15 protein-coding genes are annotated in these 17614 nt (G+C 67.8%); 6 read left to right on the top strand and 9 right to left on the bottom strand.

Going from position 1 to position 17614, the window contains the following annotated elements:
- Positions 1–5 precede the first annotated feature (5 nt).
- From FVA74_RS04190 to manA, 4 genes are all read right to left on the bottom strand, one after another.
- Positions 6–1589, bottom strand: a complete 1584-nt coding sequence (locus tag FVA74_RS04190) for a DUF5719 family protein (RefSeq protein ID WP_147720609.1) — start codon at positions 1587–1589, stop codon at positions 6–8.
- Entirely contained in the window at positions 1582–4437 is a 2856-nt protein-coding gene (locus FVA74_RS04185; protein ID WP_147720607.1) for a glycosyltransferase, read from the bottom strand. Before FVA74_RS04185 ends, FVA74_RS04190 begins: the two co-directional genes overlap by 8 nt.
- Before the next feature lie 71 nt (positions 4438–4508).
- The gene (locus FVA74_RS04180) at positions 4509–4835 is read right to left on the bottom strand and encodes a WhiB family transcriptional regulator (protein ID WP_147720605.1); all 327 of its coding nucleotides are present in this window, start codon (positions 4833–4835) and stop codon (positions 4509–4511) included.
- Between the two features lie 216 nt (positions 4836–5051).
- Positions 5052–6188 carry a mannose-6-phosphate isomerase, class I gene (gene manA / locus FVA74_RS04175; protein WP_168220047.1) on the bottom strand — a complete coding sequence of 379 codons (1137 nt, stop codon included), beginning with the start codon at positions 6186–6188 and terminating at the stop codon, positions 5052–5054.
- Positions 6189–6315: 127 nt separating this feature from the next.
- On the opposite strand from manA, the gene FVA74_RS04170 reads away from it, so the two are divergent.
- On the top strand, positions 6316–7692 hold the full coding sequence (locus FVA74_RS04170) for an O-antigen ligase (RefSeq protein WP_168220046.1): 1377 nt from the start codon (positions 6316–6318) through the stop codon (positions 7690–7692).
- 42 nt (positions 7693–7734) lie between these two features.
- Here the strand turns inward: FVA74_RS04170 and gmd are convergent, their stop codons facing one another.
- Positions 7735–8718, bottom strand: coding sequence for a GDP-mannose 4,6-dehydratase (gene gmd, locus FVA74_RS04165; RefSeq protein ID WP_147720599.1), 984 nt, complete (start codon positions 8716–8718; stop codon positions 7735–7737).
- A gap of 96 nt (positions 8719–8814) precedes the next feature.
- Between gmd and FVA74_RS04160 the strand changes: the two genes are divergently transcribed.
- Positions 8815–10107 carry an O-antigen ligase gene (locus tag FVA74_RS04160; RefSeq protein WP_147720597.1) on the top strand — a complete coding sequence of 431 codons (1293 nt, stop codon included), beginning with the start codon at positions 8815–8817 and terminating at the stop codon, positions 10105–10107.
- Positions 10108–10115: 8 nt separating this feature from the next.
- Here FVA74_RS04160 and galE read toward each other — a convergent pair whose 3' ends face one another.
- Together galE and FVA74_RS04150 are read right to left on the bottom strand one after the other, a co-directional pair.
- Positions 10116–11096 carry a UDP-glucose 4-epimerase GalE gene (gene galE, locus FVA74_RS04155; protein ID WP_147720595.1) on the bottom strand — a complete coding sequence of 327 codons (981 nt, stop codon included), beginning with the start codon at positions 11094–11096 and terminating at the stop codon, positions 10116–10118.
- A gap of 25 nt (positions 11097–11121) precedes the next feature.
- Positions 11122–12111 (bottom strand): glycosyltransferase family 2 protein, encoded by a 990-nt coding sequence (locus tag FVA74_RS04150; RefSeq protein ID WP_147720593.1) that lies wholly within the window; start codon positions 12109–12111, stop codon positions 11122–11124.
- A gap of 44 nt (positions 12112–12155) precedes the next feature.
- Between FVA74_RS04150 and FVA74_RS04145 the strand changes: the two genes are divergently transcribed.
- Positions 12156–13253 (top strand): glycosyltransferase family 1 protein, encoded by a 1098-nt coding sequence (locus FVA74_RS04145; protein WP_147720591.1) that lies wholly within the window; start codon positions 12156–12158, stop codon positions 13251–13253.
- A gap of 33 nt (positions 13254–13286) precedes the next feature.
- Here FVA74_RS04145 and FVA74_RS04140 read toward each other — a convergent pair whose 3' ends face one another.
- Complete coding sequence (locus tag FVA74_RS04140) at positions 13287–14468, bottom strand: DegT/DnrJ/EryC1/StrS aminotransferase family protein (protein WP_147720590.1); 1182 nt, start codon at positions 14466–14468, stop codon at positions 13287–13289.
- On the bottom strand, positions 14465–15409 hold the full coding sequence (locus FVA74_RS04135) for an NAD-dependent epimerase/dehydratase family protein (protein WP_147720588.1): 945 nt from the start codon (positions 15407–15409) through the stop codon (positions 14465–14467). Before FVA74_RS04135 ends, FVA74_RS04140 begins: the two co-directional genes overlap by 4 nt.
- A 106-nt stretch (positions 15410–15515) precedes the next feature.
- Here FVA74_RS04135 and FVA74_RS04130 point away from each other — a divergent pair, with 106 nt between their 5' ends.
- Genes FVA74_RS04130 through FVA74_RS04120 form a run of 3 tightly spaced genes read left to right on the top strand, consistent with a single transcriptional unit; the run spans position 15516 to position 17584 of the window.
- Positions 15516–16436, top strand: a complete 921-nt coding sequence (locus tag FVA74_RS04130; RefSeq protein WP_240792298.1) for a glycosyltransferase — start codon at positions 15516–15518, stop codon at positions 16434–16436.
- Positions 16437–16490: 54 nt separating this feature from the next.
- Positions 16491–17225 (top strand): glycosyltransferase family 2 protein, encoded by a 735-nt coding sequence (locus FVA74_RS04125; protein ID WP_370454490.1) that lies wholly within the window; start codon positions 16491–16493, stop codon positions 17223–17225.
- Complete coding sequence (locus tag FVA74_RS04120) at positions 17222–17584, top strand: DUF2304 domain-containing protein (RefSeq protein ID WP_147720584.1); 363 nt, start codon at positions 17222–17224, stop codon at positions 17582–17584. The genes FVA74_RS04125 and FVA74_RS04120 overlap by 4 nt, the downstream gene beginning before the upstream one ends.
- The last annotated feature ends 30 nt before the right edge of the window (positions 17585–17614 follow it).

Genomic DNA, 17614 nt, shown 5'->3' with positions numbered 1-17614 from the left:
GTGGCTCAGGGGTAGACGACGATGGGTGTCGACCCGGGAGCCCTCGGGCTCACCGTCTGCGCCGTGATCGTGCCGGAACCGCTGTAGTCGATGCCGACCTGCAGCTCCTCGAATCCTTCGAGCGTGTAGGTCGCCTGCTGGGCGACCGGCACTGACGTTGCTGACCGCGCAGCGATCGTGATGGTGCGCTCGTTGTCACCCCGCGTCAGCAGCACCTCCGCCTCCTCGTCGCTCGGGTTGTAGAGGCTCATGACGGGGTTGAGGCCGCGAGCGACCGCAACCAAGGCCCGTTCCTCGAGGCCCTCGACACTGGACAGCCAAGAGAAGTCGTTCGCACCGTCCTCGTCCACCGTCGCAACGCGCACGCCCGCCACAAGCGGCACGTCGGAGGTGATGACTGCGATGAAGCGGCCCGCCTCGAACTCGCTCATGGGAAGCTCGGTGACTCGTCCGGGGTCAAGGGTCACGGTCACGTCGACCGGATCCTCCTTGCTCGCAGCGCCGTCCTTGCCGACCGGAACCATCGTCACGACGGCGTGCGCCTGTTCGTCGCCCGGCACGAACATCCGCAGGGCGGCATTGAGATCGAGGTAGTCCTCGCCCGCGATGGCTTCCTCGAGTTCCTCATGGTCGGGGAACACGATGCCCGGGATTGCGAGTTCGGTGGACGGCGCCGCCGAGGCGGTGATGAAGTCGAGTCCGCCCGGCTCAAGGGTGCGCACGGTGGACTGCTGCAGGCTGGCCGACACCAGCGCGCCCTCACTCTGCACTCGCACGACAGGAGAGGACAGCCCGGGCGTGAGGCCCGCGAGCGAATAGACGCGGTGCTCCCCCGGCGCAATCGCGATACCGGCGGTGCCGGGAGCCGTCACGATACCGGCGTCCGAGTGGACCGTGATCTCGACGGTCGCCGCCACCTCGCCGGGGTTGACGATCGTGAGCAGGGTCGTGCGGCCCGTCGTCGTCGCGCCGCCGACGAGCCAGATGTCATCGCTCGGCTCGATGCATTCGGCGGCCGCCGCACCCACGAAGTCGCCGCGCTCGACGGACTGGGACTGGCTCGCGGCGAGGAGCTCCTGCTCGCCTTCGCCCGTCTCGAGCGAAACGATGCTTGACCCGGCACCCTGGCCGAGCGCATCCCGCGAGAAGAGTTCCTCGGCGTCGCCTCCCGTGGTGCCACTCGTGACGACGGGCTCGCCGAGCGCCGACGCCGTAGTCGCCTGGGCGCCCGTGTCGTCACCGAGACGCAGCAGGGGGCCGGCGCAGACCCGCTCCTGATGGGCCGCGACAGGGGTGACGACGATCGAACGTGGCTCCGCCGTGAGGGCGGGGAGGGGCAGCGCGACGGTCGCGGTGAGCACGACGGCGGCCGCAGCGATGCCGATGACGCCCGTCGCGATGCGTGCCGAGGCGATCGCGGCACCCTTGACCGTGCGAGGCGCGCGCGGAGTGGGCGCCGTCGGAGTCGGCTCGTCGAGGTCCTCGTGCACGGGCATCCGCCAGTCGCCCCGTGGGCTTGCGCTGAGGTCGATGTCGCCGCTGTCGTCAGCGCCCGTGCCCGGTGTCGTCTCGTCGTGTCGCTCAGTCATCGAGATCCTCATCGAAGGTCGTGGCCGGGCCCTCGTCGAGCGTCTGCATCCTGGGCTTCGCCTGTCGCCTCGTCGGTACCGCGAGCAGCAGCACGACGAGCGCGACGCCGCCCTGCACGCCGAGCACGAGGCGTCCCTCGAAGCTGTCGAGGTTGCCGACGCGTGCCTCCGGCTCGGCGGAGGGCCGTTCGGTGACTCGCCAGAGCAGGCCCACATCGGTCTGGCCGACCGCCGTGACATCCGCTCGTCCGTCGAGGGAATCACTCGTGCGCTGCGCGACCGCCGTGGCCGCGTGCTCGCTCGACTCACCCTCGGCGAGCACGACGAAGCCGATGAAGAGGCGCTCGAAGTCGGCCTGGGGCTCGTAGTCGCCGCGGGAGGCAAGGTTGCCCGCGAGCTCGGCGAGGGTCTCCTCGTCGCTCGTAAGCTCCTGCGCCGTGGATGCGAGTGTCGACTGCGAGTCGAGTGTCGCGCCCGTGCCGCGCTGGAGTTTCGCCAGCAGGGCTCCCTCGGCCGTTGGCGTCAGCACGAGCGTGCCAATCTGGGGGGACGTTCGCGCCTCGGCGTCGACAACCGCGGGCACGAGGCGGCCGTCGCTCGCGTGGATGTGGGCGGTGCCGAGATGCACCGCGAGCAGCTGCGGCATCGCCACGGCAAGCACGGCGACGGATGCCACGACCCCGGCGACCCCCGCGAGGCGCCCCCTGCGGTCGGCCGCCGCCAGCCCCTCGAGTGCCACCACCACGGCACCGAGCAGGCCCAGCCAGAAGAGGGACAGCCCGCTGCCCGGCCAGATCGGCACGGCGGTGTCGCCGAGACCGGTGACCATGACGCGAGACCCCGCGACGGCCGTGACGAGGCCGAGGAGCGCGACCGCGAGGGCGGGTACCGAACGGCGTGTTCCGGGCAGCATGAGCGAGAGCAGCGCGAGCACCGCGATGGGTGCCAGGAGGACGGCGACAAGGATGTGGGCCGCCGGGCCGGAAAGCGAGAGCCTGGACATCGCGTCGACCCAGCCGCCGAGTCCCTCACTCGGGCTGAGGAGGGCCAGGTGCCAGCCGGAGGTCGCGCCGGCGATCGTCGGAGCACCGGGGTCGGCGAGCAGGGCCAGCGGCGTGCCGCGCAGGAACTGCTCGATCGCGAGCGGCGCAAAGAGCACGACCGCGAGCACCGGCACGCCGATGAGCCGCGGGATGCTGCGGGGGTTGACCACCATCCAGGCGATCCAGCCGACCACGAGACTCGGGGCCAGCACGGGGGTACACGCGGCGATGACGGCAAAGAGCAGCGTCGCGCCAGCTGAGGCCGAGATCGAGCGCGCTCCCTTGAGCAGTGCAAGCACGAACCAGGGCAGCAGGATGTGGGAGATCACGGCGCCGAGGTGGCCACTCATGAGCGACGCGACGAATGGCGGCGCGACCGCCCACAGCACGGAGGCGATGAGGGGAATCCACGGCGAGCGTGTGAGACGTCGCGCGGCGAACCAGGCCGTCGCGGAGGCGAGGGGAAGCGCCAGCACATGGAGCGCAAGGATGCTGAGGGACGGGTTCCAGAAGGTGAGGGACCCGATCACCGCGAGCACGGCAGCGAAGGGGTCAGCCGGACCGAAGAAGCCCGTGCCGATCTCGCGCCAGCCCACTCCCACGTTCGACCAGAGCTCGCCGATGGTCGGGCTGAGCGGCAGGAGTCCGCCACCCATGACGGCCTGGGCACCGAGGAGCGGCATGAACATGATGACGCCCGCGATGGTCGCGAACACGGCCACCCAGAGGCCTCCCCCGCCGAGATAGCCGATGCGGGGATCGTCGACGGTGACGCCCGACGACGAGAAGGCCTCGCGCGCCTGCCCGCGGCGTTCGCGCACCTCGGCCACGGTCACGCGGAGCGGGGCGATCGCCGACCATCCGAGTCGCTTGCCGCGTGCGAGGTTGCGACGAGCACCCGCGACCCTCCCGTCGAACGCCGCCGCGAACGCGGCCGCAAACTCCCCGGGGATGCGCCCCGGCCGCTTGGCGAGCAGGTGCCAGAAGCTGCGCAGCAGCGCGAGGGGAAGCAGGCTCAGCCAGTGGAGCGGTACCGCAGGAGCCGGGGCGTACACGAGCCGGCGGTGCAGTTGCGCGACCCGAGCCAGTCGAGCTCGCCGCGCGGGCGAGAGCTCCTCGTTCTCGAGAACCTCGGGCACGCCGATCGAGGAGACCTTGGCGGCCGGCACGACAATGACCCGGTGTCCGGCCAATCGGGCGCGCACGCAGAGGTCGAGCCCGGAATCGATGCCCGGGAGTCCCGGGTCGAAGCCGCCTAGCTGTTCGAAGACGCTGCGACGCACGAGCATGCCGGTCGCGGCGACACCCAGCACGTCCTCCGATACATCATGCTGTGCCTGGTCGAGCTCGCCCTGCACGAGGGAGACGGATGCGCCGAGGGAGGTCATCGACTGGCCAAAGTCGGTGATGACATCCGGTCGTGACCAGTCCATGATCTTGGGGCCGGCGACCGCAACGGAAGGGGCGATCTCGACTGCGGCGAGGAGACGCTCGAGCGCCTCTGGCCGCGGCGCGCTGTCGTGTGCGAGGAGCCAGAGCCACTCTGCCTCGGGATCCTCGGACTGTTCTGCGCCGACCGCGTGCCCCACCGCCGCGCCGAAGGTCATGGGCACCTTCGGCGGTAACGCCGTGAGCCTGGTGGGCCCGAAGGCGGCGAGGATGGCTTCGCTCGAGTCCTGTGACCCCGCGTTGACCGCGACGACCACGTCCGGGGCGCGAGTCTGGGCCTTGAGGGCGGAGAGGGTTCGCTCGAGAGTGTCGCTCCCATTACGGGCGACTAGCACGGCGGTGACTCTCTGGCGCATCTGTTCGAGACTACGTGTTGACCGGGAACCCGGCGTCAAGACACGCAGGAGTGGCTGGGCGAGTCAGGTCGTCAGACCGCACGCTTGCGAAGCTTGCGCCGTTCGCGTTCGGAGAGACCGCCCCAGATGCCGAAGCGCTCATCGTTGGCGAGCGCGTACTCGAGGCACTGCACGCGAACCTCGCACGCCGTGCAGATCTTCTTGGCGTCGCGGGTCGAGCCGCCCTTCTCCGGGAAGAAGGCCTCGGGGTCGGTCTGGGCGCAGAGCGAGTCGGCCTGCCAGGCGAGCGCGTTGTCATCATCATCCGCCGAGGGACGACGCACTCCGGGAACCCCGAGTGAGACCGGGTCTACGAACCAGTCGTCGGGGACTCCCCTCCGCTGTAGGTCCGGCGCCATATCACACTCTCCCCTCGGCCCTGCGTGCGACGTGCGCGAAAAACGCACTGCAGTAATTACACCCGTGTAGTTCGCGTGAGTCAAGTCGCAAATCGTAAAGCCTCAAGTGCGCCTCGAGAGTTTACGGCGCGCCACGGGATTGTCACGATCCGTCGCCGGATGCGCCGTGTCCATCCATTCCGAGCGCCCGCACGGGAGCCACGCTGGCCCGGCCGGTCACCGCTGCGAGGCGACCACGATCTCCCCGTGCGGCGCGGCCTGTACCCGTGCGGACTCACCACGGGAGATGTAGACCGCTTCTCCCTGCGAGAGCGGCAGCTCCGTGACATCCGTTCGCAATTCGGCATTCCCACGGATGCACAGCGCTATCGAGCCACCGGTGGCGACGAACGTCCCTCCCCCACGCACCCGCACGAGCTCGAAGTCGACCCCCTCGGGACGAAACGCGTCCACCCCTGCGTCGATCTGCTCGGGGACGATGCGCGGCGGCGACCCCGGCGTGAAGTCCAGCACACTCAGCAGCTCGGCGACGTCCACGTGCTTGGGCGTGAGCCCCCCGCGCAGCACGTTGTCCGACGCTGTCATCAGCTCGACGCCCATGCCATGCAGGTAGGCGTGGATGTTGCCGGCTGGCAAGAAGAGCGCCTCGCCTCGCCGCAACTCGACCCTGTTCAACAGCAGGGCGATCACGACACCGGGGTCTGCCGGATACTCGGCCGCGAGCATCCGTACCGTGTCGGCCGCAGCACCATCCCGGGCCTTCGCGAGTCTCTGCGCCGTGGCAACGAGTTCCTGGACTCCCTCGCCCCTCGTGATCAGCCACTCGAAGACGTCACGAAGTGGGCCGCCCTCGACGCGAGCGGCCAGGTCCTCGAGCGCCGGGTCACCATCCGCGAGCTCGCGGATCGCCGCCGCCGACTCCGCCGGTTCGCGGAAACCGCACAGCGCCTCGAAGCGCTCGCTGACTGCGAGGATGACCTCGGGCTTCGGCGAACGGTCCCGGTAGTTGCGGTGCGGGGCGTCGACAGGGATGCCCGCCGCCTCCTCGCGCTCGAACCCCCGCTGTGCCTGCTCCGCCGTCGGATGCGCCTGCAAGGAGAGCGGGCTGGCCGCCGCGAGGAGCTTCAGCAGATACGGGAGATGCCCGTCGCCACCCTCGGCAGCGACTGCCTCGGCCAGCGTCCTAGGAGCGCGCGCCCCTTCCGCCGCCACGATGCGTGCAGGGCTCCCCGAATGCGTGCCGAACCACAGCTCAGCCTCCGGCTCCCCCGAGGGCTCTACACCGCGCAGCTCGGCAATCGCCGCGCGCGACCCCCACGCATAGGGCCGGGGGTCATTCGTGATGCGGAACAACGGCACACTCCAAAAGACGTACGCGGCAGGAGGCTACAGGCCGCAGGCGTAGGCAAACGAGATACCAAAGTATCGTGCCCGTGCGACAGCCACGGGGCGCTTCCCCACGCCGCGTAGGATCATGATCATGCCCCGCACCGTCCCCTCGCCCCAGCGCGGCGTCGAGGCATACGCCGCGCTCGTGCTCTTCACCCTTCTCGCCGGCGACGCCTGGCGCAACTCGGTCAGCTGGCTCGGCTGGGGCATCCTCATCGCCGCGCTCGGCGTCATCGGCGGCGTCATGCTCGTGCGCCGTTGGAAGGACATTCGTCCGGACAGCTTCCCCTACCCCCTCCTCGCGTTCCTCGTGCTCGCGACCGCCTCGATCGCTTGGTCGGCGTACCCGCAGTGGACAGCCCTCGGCGCGCTCGCCCAGTGGGTCACGACGGCGGGCGCGGGACTGCTCGCGCTGACGCTCGACTGGCGAGCCTTCCTTCGAGTGCTGCGCAGGGCGATCTCCGCCATCCTTGCCCTCTCGCTCCTCTTCGAGCTCATCGTCGCGATCTTCGTGCGGCAGCCCGTCTTCCCCTTCTTCACCGACTGGAAGGTCGGCGAGGTGCCGATCATGTACGCGTGGTCGCGTGCCGAACTCTTCACGGGCGGGCCGATCCAGGGGATAGTCGGCAACTCCAGCACGCTCGGCTTCATCGCCCTACTCGGGCTGATCGTCTTCGGCATCGGCTGGTTCGTCGACCGCGACATCACCACCTACGCGGATCCCCGTGCTGCCGACGCCACCACGCCCAAGCGTCGCAGCCTCGACACGGCAGTGTGGTTCATCGTCGCCGCCGTGACCGTCGTGCTGACGGCATCCGCCACCATCACGGTCGCGATCGTGGCATGCCTACTCGTGCTCGCGCTCGTGCGCCTCATGCAGCGCATCCCCTCGGGACTGCCGCGCCTCGCGGCGGGCACCGCCGCGTTCCTCGTCGCCGGAGCGATCGTGACCGTGGCGATCCTCTCCCGCGACAGCCTGCTCGGCCTGCTCGGCAAGAGCGCCGACCTCACCGGCCGCCTCGACAACTGGCGCATCGTCACCGACCTCGCCTCGGAGCGCCCCGTCGCAGGTTGGGGCTGGGTCAGCTACTGGGTACCGTGGGTTGAGCCCTTCGACGGGCTCGTCGTCCGCAATGACACGGAACAGCTCCACGCCCACAACGCCTGGCTCGATGTCTGGCTGCAGCTCGGCATCATCGGGCTCATCGTCTTCGGCGCGCTGGTGCTGTCGGTCGCGACGCGCACCTGGTTCATCGCGCTCGACGGCGCATCCGCGACCCACCGCGGCGACCGCACGCTCTCGCTCCTGCCGATCCTGCTGCTCACGGCCCTGCTCGTGCAGAGCCTCGTCGAGAGCCGTCTCCTGCTCGAGTACGGGTGGTTCCTGCTCGCGTACCTTGCCTTCGCAACGCGGCGCGTGCACGTCAGCGCGGACGGGCCGGTGCGCTGGATGCCCGTGCGGCGATAGCGTTCACAACTCAGGAACGACCTTCCTGAATCGTGGAAGGCCTCAGCGGCTGAGCTGCCGCTGCTCCTCAATGTCGGAGTCGACCATCATCTGCACGAGCTGGCGGAAGTCGACCTTGGGCTTCCAGCCCAGGGTCTCGCGGGCCTTGGCCGGGTCGCCGACCAGCAGGTCCACCTCTGCGGGACGCATGAAGCGCGGGTCCTGCGTCACGTGGCGTTCCCAATCGGTGACGCCGACGTGCCCGAATGCCACATCCAGCAGCTCTCGGATGGTCTGGGTCTCCCCCGTGGCGATCACATAGTCATCGGCCTGCTCCTGCTGCAGCATGAGCCACATCGCCTCGACGTAGTCACCAGCGAAGCCCCAATCGCGGCTCGCGTCCAGGTTGCCGAGCGAGACCGTCTCCTGCAGCCCCAGCGAGATGCGGGCGACGGCCTTCGTGATCTTGCGGGTCACGAACTCCGGGCCGCGTCGCGGCGACTCATGGTTGAAAAGAATGCCCGAGGAGGCATGCATGCCGTAGGACTCGCGATAGTTGATCGTCATGTAGTGCGCGAAGACTTTCGCGACCCCGTACGGCGAGCGCGGCCAGAGCAGAGTCGACTCGCGCTGCGGGACCTCCTGCACCTTGCCGAACATCTCCGAGCTCGACGCCTGGTAGAAGCGGACATCGTCGAGCTTGGAGCCGGCCCAGAGGCGCGTGGCTTCAAGCATGTTGAAGGCACCCTTGCCCGTGACATCCGATGTCATAGAGGCGTTCTCCCACGAATAGGCGACGAAGGAGATCGCGCCGAGGTTGTAGACCTCGTGGGGCCGCGCCGTCTCGAGGGCGCGCAGAAGGCTCGGGAGATCGGTCAGGTCACCGAAGATGAGCTTGACGTCGGGAAGGATGCGACGCACCGTGTCGAGCTTGGGGTTGTTCTGCCCCCGCACGAGGCCGTAGACCTCATACCCCTTCGAGATGAGCAACTCACCCAGGTAGAGGCCGTCCTGGCCCGTGATTCCTGTGATGAGTGCGCGCTTCATCGGTGTTTCCTCCACGGGATAAAAGGGTGAGGGGCTGAAATGGGTCGCCTAACTCTACACGCGAGCCCGACCGCCATGCCGTAGCCTGAAGGCCCCATGGCAACCCCAGGCACGCGACTGATCCCCGATGCGGGGTGGGCCTTCTTCGCATCGGCGGCGTTCACGAAGGCTGCGACGCTCGCCGCCCTCGGCATCGTCTTCCTCGCGCACCCGATCACGGCGATGATCGGCTGGTGGGGATACGGAGCCATGCTCGCCACCCTCGCCCTGCTGTGCGGCGTCTCACTCTACGGGAGGCGCGGGGAGATCGAGTGGCAGGGGATGCTGCCGATCTCACTGCTCGTGTTCGTCGGGTGGAGCGCAGCCTCGGTCGTGTGGAGCCAGTACAACTGGGCGTCCCTTGGCGGAGTCGCCTACCAGGTGGCTGTCGCGTTCCTCGGCGTCTACATCGCGCTAAGTCGTGACCTCCTCCAGCTCGTGCGAGCCGTAGGCGACGTCTTGAGAGTGGTACTCATCCTCTCGCTTGCTATGGAGGTCTTCGCGGGACTCCTCATCGACATGCCGATCCCGTTCCTGGGCATCTCGGGCAACCTGCCCCTCGGGGGTCCGCTTGAGGGACTCATGGGGACCCGCAACCAGTTCGGAGTCGTGGCCGCGATCGCCGTCATGACCTTCTTCGTCGAGGTGGCAACCCGGTCGGTGAGCCGTTGGGTCTCGGCGACCTCCCTCGCGGGAGCGCTTCTCGTCGTCGTGCTGACACAGTCACCCGTCACCATTGGAGTGCTCGCCGTCCTGGCGGTCGCGACCGCCGTGCTCTTCGGCATCCGTCGTGCGAGCGAGCAGTTGCGGCAGGCGCTCAACATCGCACTCGTCGTCGTCGTGGGCGCGACACTCGTGATTGTGTGGGTCGCCCGCCAGCGCATCCTCGACCTGCTCAACGCGGGAAGCGAGTTCGAGTTGCGGTACACGCTTTGGATGCAGGTGCTGGGGCTGAGTCGCCTCCACCCGATCGAGGGTTTCGGGTGGGTCGGAATCTGGCCTCGCGATGTGCCACCGTATTCGTGGTTCCTCATGGCCGGGCGCGGACACGCGTCGGCACTCAACGGATTCGTCGACGTCGCGCTCCAGCTCGGGCTCGTCGGCCTCGCTGCCTTCGTTGCCCTCCTGGGCCTCGCACTCGTCAGGTCGTGGCTCCTCGCGACCCGTCGCCGCACCATCATCTATGTCTGGCCCGCGCTGGTTCTCCTCGTTCTGGCCGTGACCTCGCTGGCGGAGAGTTCCCTGCTGGTCGGCTTCGGCTGGCTCACTCTGGTCATCTGCTGCGTCATGGCATCACGAAACCTCAGTTGGCGCACTCGACTCCCGAGGGACGCCGGCACGGTCACCTGAGCGAGGATTCAGCCTGCGGTGTGTGCTTGCCAGGCGGAGGCCACGATGTCGTCGAGTCCGTGACGCGCCTGCCAACCGAGCACCTCCCGGATCCGAGCGGGGTCCGCGACGAGCATGGGCGGGTCGCCAGCGCGACGAGGCAGCACCTCGGGCTCGAGGGTTGTGCCAGAAGCACGGGCGATGGCGTCGACCACCTCACGCACGCTGCTGCCCTCGCCCGTTCCGACATTGAACACGGATGCCGCGGGCGCCTCACCCTTGCCCCGACGGGCTTCGAGGTGGTCCAGGGCGGCGAGATGCGCTTCGGCGAGGTCGAGCACATGGATGTAGTCGCGAATGCAGGTGCCGTCAGGCGTCGGGTAGTCGTCGCCGAAGATCTTGGGCCGGTCGCCCGCATCCAGGCGCTCGAAGACCATGGGCACGAGGTTCTGCACTGCCGTGTCACCGAGGTCCGGCCATCCGGCGCCCGCGACGTTGAAGTACCGCAGGGACGTGACGGAGATGCCGAGTGCCGTGACCGAACCGGCAAGGAGTTGCTCGCCCACGAGCTTGGTCTCGCCGTAGGGGTTGATGGGCCTCGTCGGGTCGTCTTCGGCCACCGCCCCGGTGTCGGGTTCGCCATACACGGCGGCCGACGAGGAGAAGACGACGCGGTCGACGGGAGTTCCCTCGATGGCCATCAGCACGTTTGCGAGGGAGCCGACGTTCTGCGAGTAGTACCAGGCCGGGCGCTGCACGGACTCGCCGACCTGCTTGCGGGCGGCGAAGTGGATGAGGGAGTCGACCGCGTGCTGGGCGATGAAGTCGCGCAGGACCCTCGGCGTCGCATCCGTCGCAAGGTCGATCTCGAGCGTGGGGATGCCCTCGGTGCGCGCGTGGACGCCGTTGCTGAGGTCGTCGGCGATCACCACCGCCGTGCCTCGCTCGCGCAGGAGGCGCACGACGTGCGATCCGATGTAGCCGGCTCCGCCGGTGACCAGTACGGTCATCCCGCACACACCCAGATCGTGTCGTTCATGGCTTCATTCCATCACGCGCGGGCTGCAGGATGTCCCGGAATACGTCGAGGGTCCCCTGACTCGACAATCGCCGATAGGAACCCGCCCTGTGCTCGTCCAGTACGGTGCCGAGCCGGGCGAGGCGTCGCTTCGGCAGTGTCGCCCGCACGCGGTCGAAGCGCGCACGGTCACGCGCTGCCGCGAGCATCCGGTCGGGCACGGGAAGTTGAGCGAGCCGGTCGGCGAGGGCCTCTGCACGCGTCGCGAGTCGTTCGTAGCGATCGCCACGCTCCTCCAACATGCGTGAGATGCGGTAGCGAAGCGTGGGCTTGGTAGCCCCGATCTGGTTGGCGCCGTGCTGGCGGTAATCGATGAGAGGCTCCTCGATGAGCTCGACCTCACCGGTGGAGGCGGCGATCGCCGCGAGCCACTCGTCATGCACCCATGACGAGGGAAACGGCATGGCGTGCTGCAGCAGCGACGCGCGAAACGCGACTGTCGCCCCCGTCACCAGATTGCGGCGGAGATACGCCGAAAACGCCTCTCCCCTGTGGATCGCCTGTCGTTCGGCAGCCGACACCCGGAGCGCTTCGAGCAGTCCCACATCGAGGGGTCGGCCGTCGGCGTCGACAAGGCGGGCATCCGAATGCTGCAGCAGGAGACCGGGCCGGGCCTCGAATGAGGTTGCGGCCCTCTCGAGCCGATCCGGATGCCAAACGTCATCCTGATCGCTGAGCACGATGAGGTCGCCCTCGCAGGCGCTGACGGCGCGCTCGAAGTTCTTCGTCACGCCGAGGCGCCCGCCGGGGTCGAGGACGCGGAGCCTCACCCCGCTTCCCGCGGCCTCGTGGGTGGCGCGGATGATGTCGAGCGTCGCATCGGTCGACCCGTCGTCGGCAACGAGCAACTCGTCGGGGCGCCGCGACTGGGCAAGGATGCTCTCCACCTGCTCAGCGACGAAACGCTCGCCGTTGTAGGTCGCAAGAGCCACGGAGATGGTCGTCACGCCGTCGAGCCTAGCGGCGCCAGCACGCTCGCTAGCATGGGCGCATGCCTCTCGTGTTCGTGAACCTCCTGCAGTCGACCGGCACGAAGGGCGGTATCGAGATCTATGCTCGTGAGCTCTACCGCAGGCTCGGCGAGCGGCCGGGCGAGTTCAGTTTCGTGGGCTACGCGAGCACCGAACTCATGGAACGCGATTACTCGTGGTTCCCTGGTGAGGTCATCGACTCGGGCATCAGCGGCGAGAACCGCCTCACCTGGGCCTTCGGCGAACTGTTCAGCGTCGCGCGGGCCGCTCAGCGAGCGGGCGCCGACCTCATCCACGGCCCCGCGATGTTCGGGCCGCTCCGTCCGCCCGCGCCGCTCGTCATCTCTGTGCACGACCTGCTGTACTTCTCGCATCCCGAACTCATGCAGACGAAGCTCTTCACCGAGCCCGTGAAGTGGATGGAGAAGCGGGGTGCCGCCGCAGCCTCGCGGCTCATCACGATCAGCGAGTACTCTGCGAGCGCCATCCGTCGCTATCTGCGCTTCGATGACGACCGGATCGATGTCATCCCTCTCGCGGGGCGCGCACCAGACCCCTCCGTGAGCGTCGGCCTCAGCCGGGCATCGAACCTCTTTCTCGCCATCGGCCAGCGCAGCCCCTACAAAGACTTCGCAACCGTGGTGCGGGCGTGGGCGGAGATTCCGGAGGACGAGCGACCTCGCCTCGTCATCACGGGGAGCCACGGAGACGACCCACTCATCCCGCTCGTGCGCGAACTCGGCCTGGAACGCTGGGTCGAACTCAAGTCGTGGGTGCCGACCGAGGAGCTCTCTGAACTCTTCGCCACAGCGACGGCGCTCATAGACTCGACGCTCGCCACGGGGTTCTCGCTCCCCACCCTCGAGGCCATGGGAATCGGCCTGCCAGTGATTCTCGCCGACACCGAGGTGTTTCGGGAGGTGGGAGCGGATGCCGCCGATTACTTCACCGCGGGAGACCCCGCCGACCTGGCGCGGGCGGTGCGGAGCCTGGCCTCTCAGCCCGAGCGCCAGCAGGAACTGACGCGACTCGGCCTGGCGCGGTCGGCGCAGTTCTCGTGGGAGAAGGTCGCGGAGCAGACCCTTGAGTCGTTCAGAAAGGCGCTTCGACAGGGCTGAGCCGCAGCATCCGACTCCTGGAGGAGCCGGCGCTCAGGAGAGTGCGGAGAGGGTCTCGAAGACGAGATCGATTCCCGGCTCGACCGGATAGTGGTGGTTGCCCACGAAGAGGCCGTCGACGTGCACCTTGTCTGCCGCGGGCAGCTCGTCGGGCACGACGGCGTCGAGGTAGCGCATGACGGGATTTCGTGCGAAGTTGCCTGCGACGATCGGACGAGCCTCCACCCCCGCCGCCTCGAGCGCGCGGGCAACCTCGGCCCTGCGTCCCGCGAGGGAACCCTCCAGCACGAGGGAGAAGCCGAACCAGCTGCTCTCGCCTGTCTCCCGCTGCAGGCGCACGGTGTCGAGACCGGCGAACTTCGACGTGAAGTATGCGGCGTTGTGGCGACGACCCTCGACGAGCGACGGCACCTTCTTGATCTGCTCGATGCCGAGCGCACCTGACATCTCGAGGGGGCGCACGTTATAGCCCGGCAGCACGAAACGGAAGAGGTCGTCGAAGCGATCCCCCGTCTTGTCGTGCACGAAGTTCTTCTCTGGCAGTTCCCGGGTCCACCCATGGGCGCGGAGCGAGGTGAGTTCCTGGTAGAGCTGTTCGTCGTCCGTGAGGATGACGCCGCCCTCCATGGTCGAGATGTGGTGCGAGAAGAAGGCACTGAAGGTGCCCATGATCCCTGCGGTACCCGCCCAGGTACCCGCGTGCCTGGCGCCAAGCGACTCACAATTGTCCTCGAGGAGCACAAGGCCGTGCTTCTCGGCCATCGCCGCCAGTCGGGTGAAATCATTGGGGTTGCCGAGCAAGTTGACGGCGAAGATCGCCTTCGTCTTCGGCCCGATCGCAGCCTCGGCGAGGTCGAGGTCCAGGTTGAGAGTATCGATGTCGATATCGACGAAACGAGGGATGAGACCGTACTGGTGGAGCGGGTAGTACGTCGTCGCCCATGAAACTGCTGGGACGAGCACCTCGTCTCCTGGGTTGAGGTCGATCCGAGGGTCGAGCACGGCCGCTGCCACTGCGAGCAGGTTTGCGCTACTGCCGGAGTTGACCATGACGCCGAAACCCGCGCCGAAGTGTGCAGCAAACTCTGCCTCGAACTGCTTTACCAGTGGGCCCATCGTGAAGCGGCCGCTGTCAACGACGCGCTGGATGGCGGCGTATTCCGCCTCGTCCCAGCTGGACGTGGCGAGAGGGAAACCCTGGGATGCTTCGGTCATAGCGTGGATCCTTGCTCGGAGGTGTGCGACGCGAGGTAGGCCGCGGTCGTCGCGGCATAGCCTTCGTCGAGAGTGGTCGTCGGGTTCCAGCCGAGCGCTCGCGCCCTGCTCGAATCGAGGAGCCGCTGCATGACGCCAGACGGCTTCGACGTGTCATAGTCGAACGTTCCCGCGAACCCGACAGCCCGTGCGGCTGCCTCATAGTATTCACGAATCGAGTGGTCGACGCCGACGCCGAGATTGAGCATGGGGGGCCAGGCTTCGAGGGCGCCCACCTGGCTGACGAGCCACGCCGCCAGGTCGGGCGCGTAGGTGAACTCCCGCCGCGCCGTGCCGTCGCCCCACACCGGCAGCGAATCATCACCCGCACGCACCGCGTCATCGGCCTTCGCGATCGTGGAGGCGACCAGATGCGCACGCCCAGGGCGGAAGTCGTCGCCGGGGCCATAGAGGTTGCTTGGAACCGCAGCGCGATACGCCCAGCCATACTGTCGACTCGCGTATTCGCAGAGCTTTGTGCCCGCGATCTTCGCGAGCGCATAGCCCTCGTTCGCCCCCTCGAGTGGCCCCCCGAGGAGATCACTTTCAATGATGGGCTGGCGCACATCCGCGGGGTAGATCGCCCCGCTCGAGATGTAGAGGAATTCGGGCACCTCAGCGGCGATCGCCGCCGAGATGATGCTGCTGTCGAGCTGGATGTTCTCTTGGAGGAACGTTGCCGGTCGCTCGAGCTTGTCGGCGATGCCTGCCACCCTTGCAGCGGCGTGGATGATGGCGTCGGGCCGGAGCTGCCCGATCACCTCGGCGGTCGCGGAGGCATCGCGAAGGTCGACTACATCCCGTGTGAGCGCGACCAGCTCGTCATCAGGCCGCAGGCTCGGCCATTGCTGCACGATACTCGAGCCGAGCATGCCTGCCGCGCCCGTGACGACGACGCGCATCAGTGGACCCGCTCGATCGGGCGGAGGTCTGGGGCGCCAACACACATGCCATCGAGCTTAGTCGAGCAGCGTCGCCCGACCTGATGGCTGGGTAGGCTGGGTGACCGTGAACGCAGCCCAGCAGAGCCCAGCAGCCGGTGAGGCACTCGACATCATGATGCCCTTCTGGGGCAGCGTCGACCACTTCATGATCGCCGTCGAAAGCGTGCTGCGACAGGAGGACCCCAACTGGCGATTGACGATCGTTGACGACGTCTACCCGGATTTGTCGGCAGGCGAGTGGGCGAAGTCGATCGATGACCCCCGAGTCACCTACATCCGCAACGAGGAGAACCTGCGCCCCAGCCGCAATTACAACAAGAGCGTGGGACTGGCCAAGAGCGAGTTCGTGACCATCATGGGCTGCGACGACGTCATGCTTCCGGGATACGTGGGTCGTGTCCGGCAACTCATCGCCGAGTTCCCGGATGCCGACATCATCCAACCGGGGGTCACCGTCATCGATGAGAACGGCAAACCGGTCGAGCCGCTCGCCGACCGGGTCAAAGCGCTCTACCGTTTCCGCGGCACCGGAGCGCGGCAGTACCGGGGCGAGGAGCTGGCAGCGAGTCTGCTGCGTGGCTTCTGGCCATATTTTCCGAGCGTCACCTGGCGGGTCTCTCGCGTGGCATCCGGGTTCCGCACGGACCTCGACGTGACTCAGGACCTCGCCATGATGTTCCAGATCGCCACTGAGGGCGGCTCGCTCGTGCTCGACGATGAGGTTGTCTTCGCCTACCGCAGGCATTCAGCGAGCGTCTCGGCCGTGACCGGCCCGGATGGCTCCAAGTTTCGGCAGGAGCGCACGCTGTTCCGCGAGGCGGAGGAAACGGCCAAGGCTCTCGGGTGGCCGCGGGCCGCACGGGCGGCACGCAATCATCTGACCTCTCGCCTGCATGCGCTCACCGAGTTGCCGGGGGCTCTCGCCAAGCAGAACAAGACGGGTATCCGCACGCTCACCCGCCACGTGCTGGGACTCCCCTACTGACGACGAACGGCGTAGCGCCAAGTCGGCGACCGCCGCGTCGATAGAATCATGGGCGTGTCCCCAGATCACCCGCGCACGCTCATCGTGATGCCCGCATTCAATGAGGAGGAGTCCGTCGGCGACGTCGTGCGCGAGGTGCACGCGAAACTGCCCGGAGCCACCGTCCTGGTCGTTGACGACGGTTCGCGGGATGCGACGAGCACCGTCGCCCGCGAAGCCGGGGCGCTCGTGGCCACGCTCCCCTACAACCTCGGCGTTGGGGGCGCCATGCGCGTCGGATTCCGTTACGCCCTCGAACACGGCTTCGACGCCGTCGTGCAGGTGGACTCGGATGGCCAGCACGACCCAGACGGGGTACCCGCGCTCCTGCGTGAACTCGAGCACGCTGACCTCGTTCTAGGCGCCCGGTTCGCGGGCGAAGGCGACTACCGGGTACGTGGCCCGCGCCAATGGGCCATGAAGGTGCTCGCCCTCGTGCTCAGCCGCACCTCGCGCACCAAGCTCACCGACACCACCTCGGGATTCCGCGCGTCAGGGCCCCGAGCCATCCGTCTCTTCGCGCAGCACTACCCCGCCGAATACCTCGGAGACACGATCGAGGCGCTCGTCATCGCATCCCGGTCCGGCCTCGTCGTGCGACAGGTGCCTGTTGCCATGCGGGTTCGTGCTGGTGGCGTGCCCTCCCACAACCCCTTCAAGGCGGCGGCCTACCTCAGCAGGGCGGCCCTCGCGCTCGTCGTCGCCTTCATCCGCCCCCGCTCCACCTACCGTGTCGGGAGCGCACTGTGACAGTCACCAGCTACATCTTCGGCATCGCCTCGGCACTCCTCATCCTTGTGGTCGTCATCGAGATGCTGCGAAGGCACCTCCTTCGGGAACGCCACGCCATCTGGTGGTTCATCGCGGGCGTCATGGCGCTCATCGCCGGCATCTTCCCCTCGACGCTCGAGTGGGCCGCCGATGTCATCGGCATCGAGGTGCCCATCAACCTGGTGTTCTTCGTGAGCATCACGATCCTCTTCTTTGTGTGCCTGCAGGCATCCGCCGAACTCACCAAGCTGGAGGCCCGCACCCGCACCCTCGCCGAACGCGTCGCTCTCATCGAGATGGAACTGGCATCGAAGTCGGGCAACAGTGAAGGACGCTGAGTCGCGGCCTCGCCTCTGGCGGCCGTTCGC

The organism is Salinibacterium sp. dk2585 (assembly GCF_008001035.1).
Lineage (GTDB): Bacteria > Actinomycetota > Actinomycetes > Actinomycetales > Microbacteriaceae > Homoserinimonas.
Note: the sequence above shows the minus strand (reverse complement) of the source record. Positions and strands in the feature narration are given on the sequence as shown.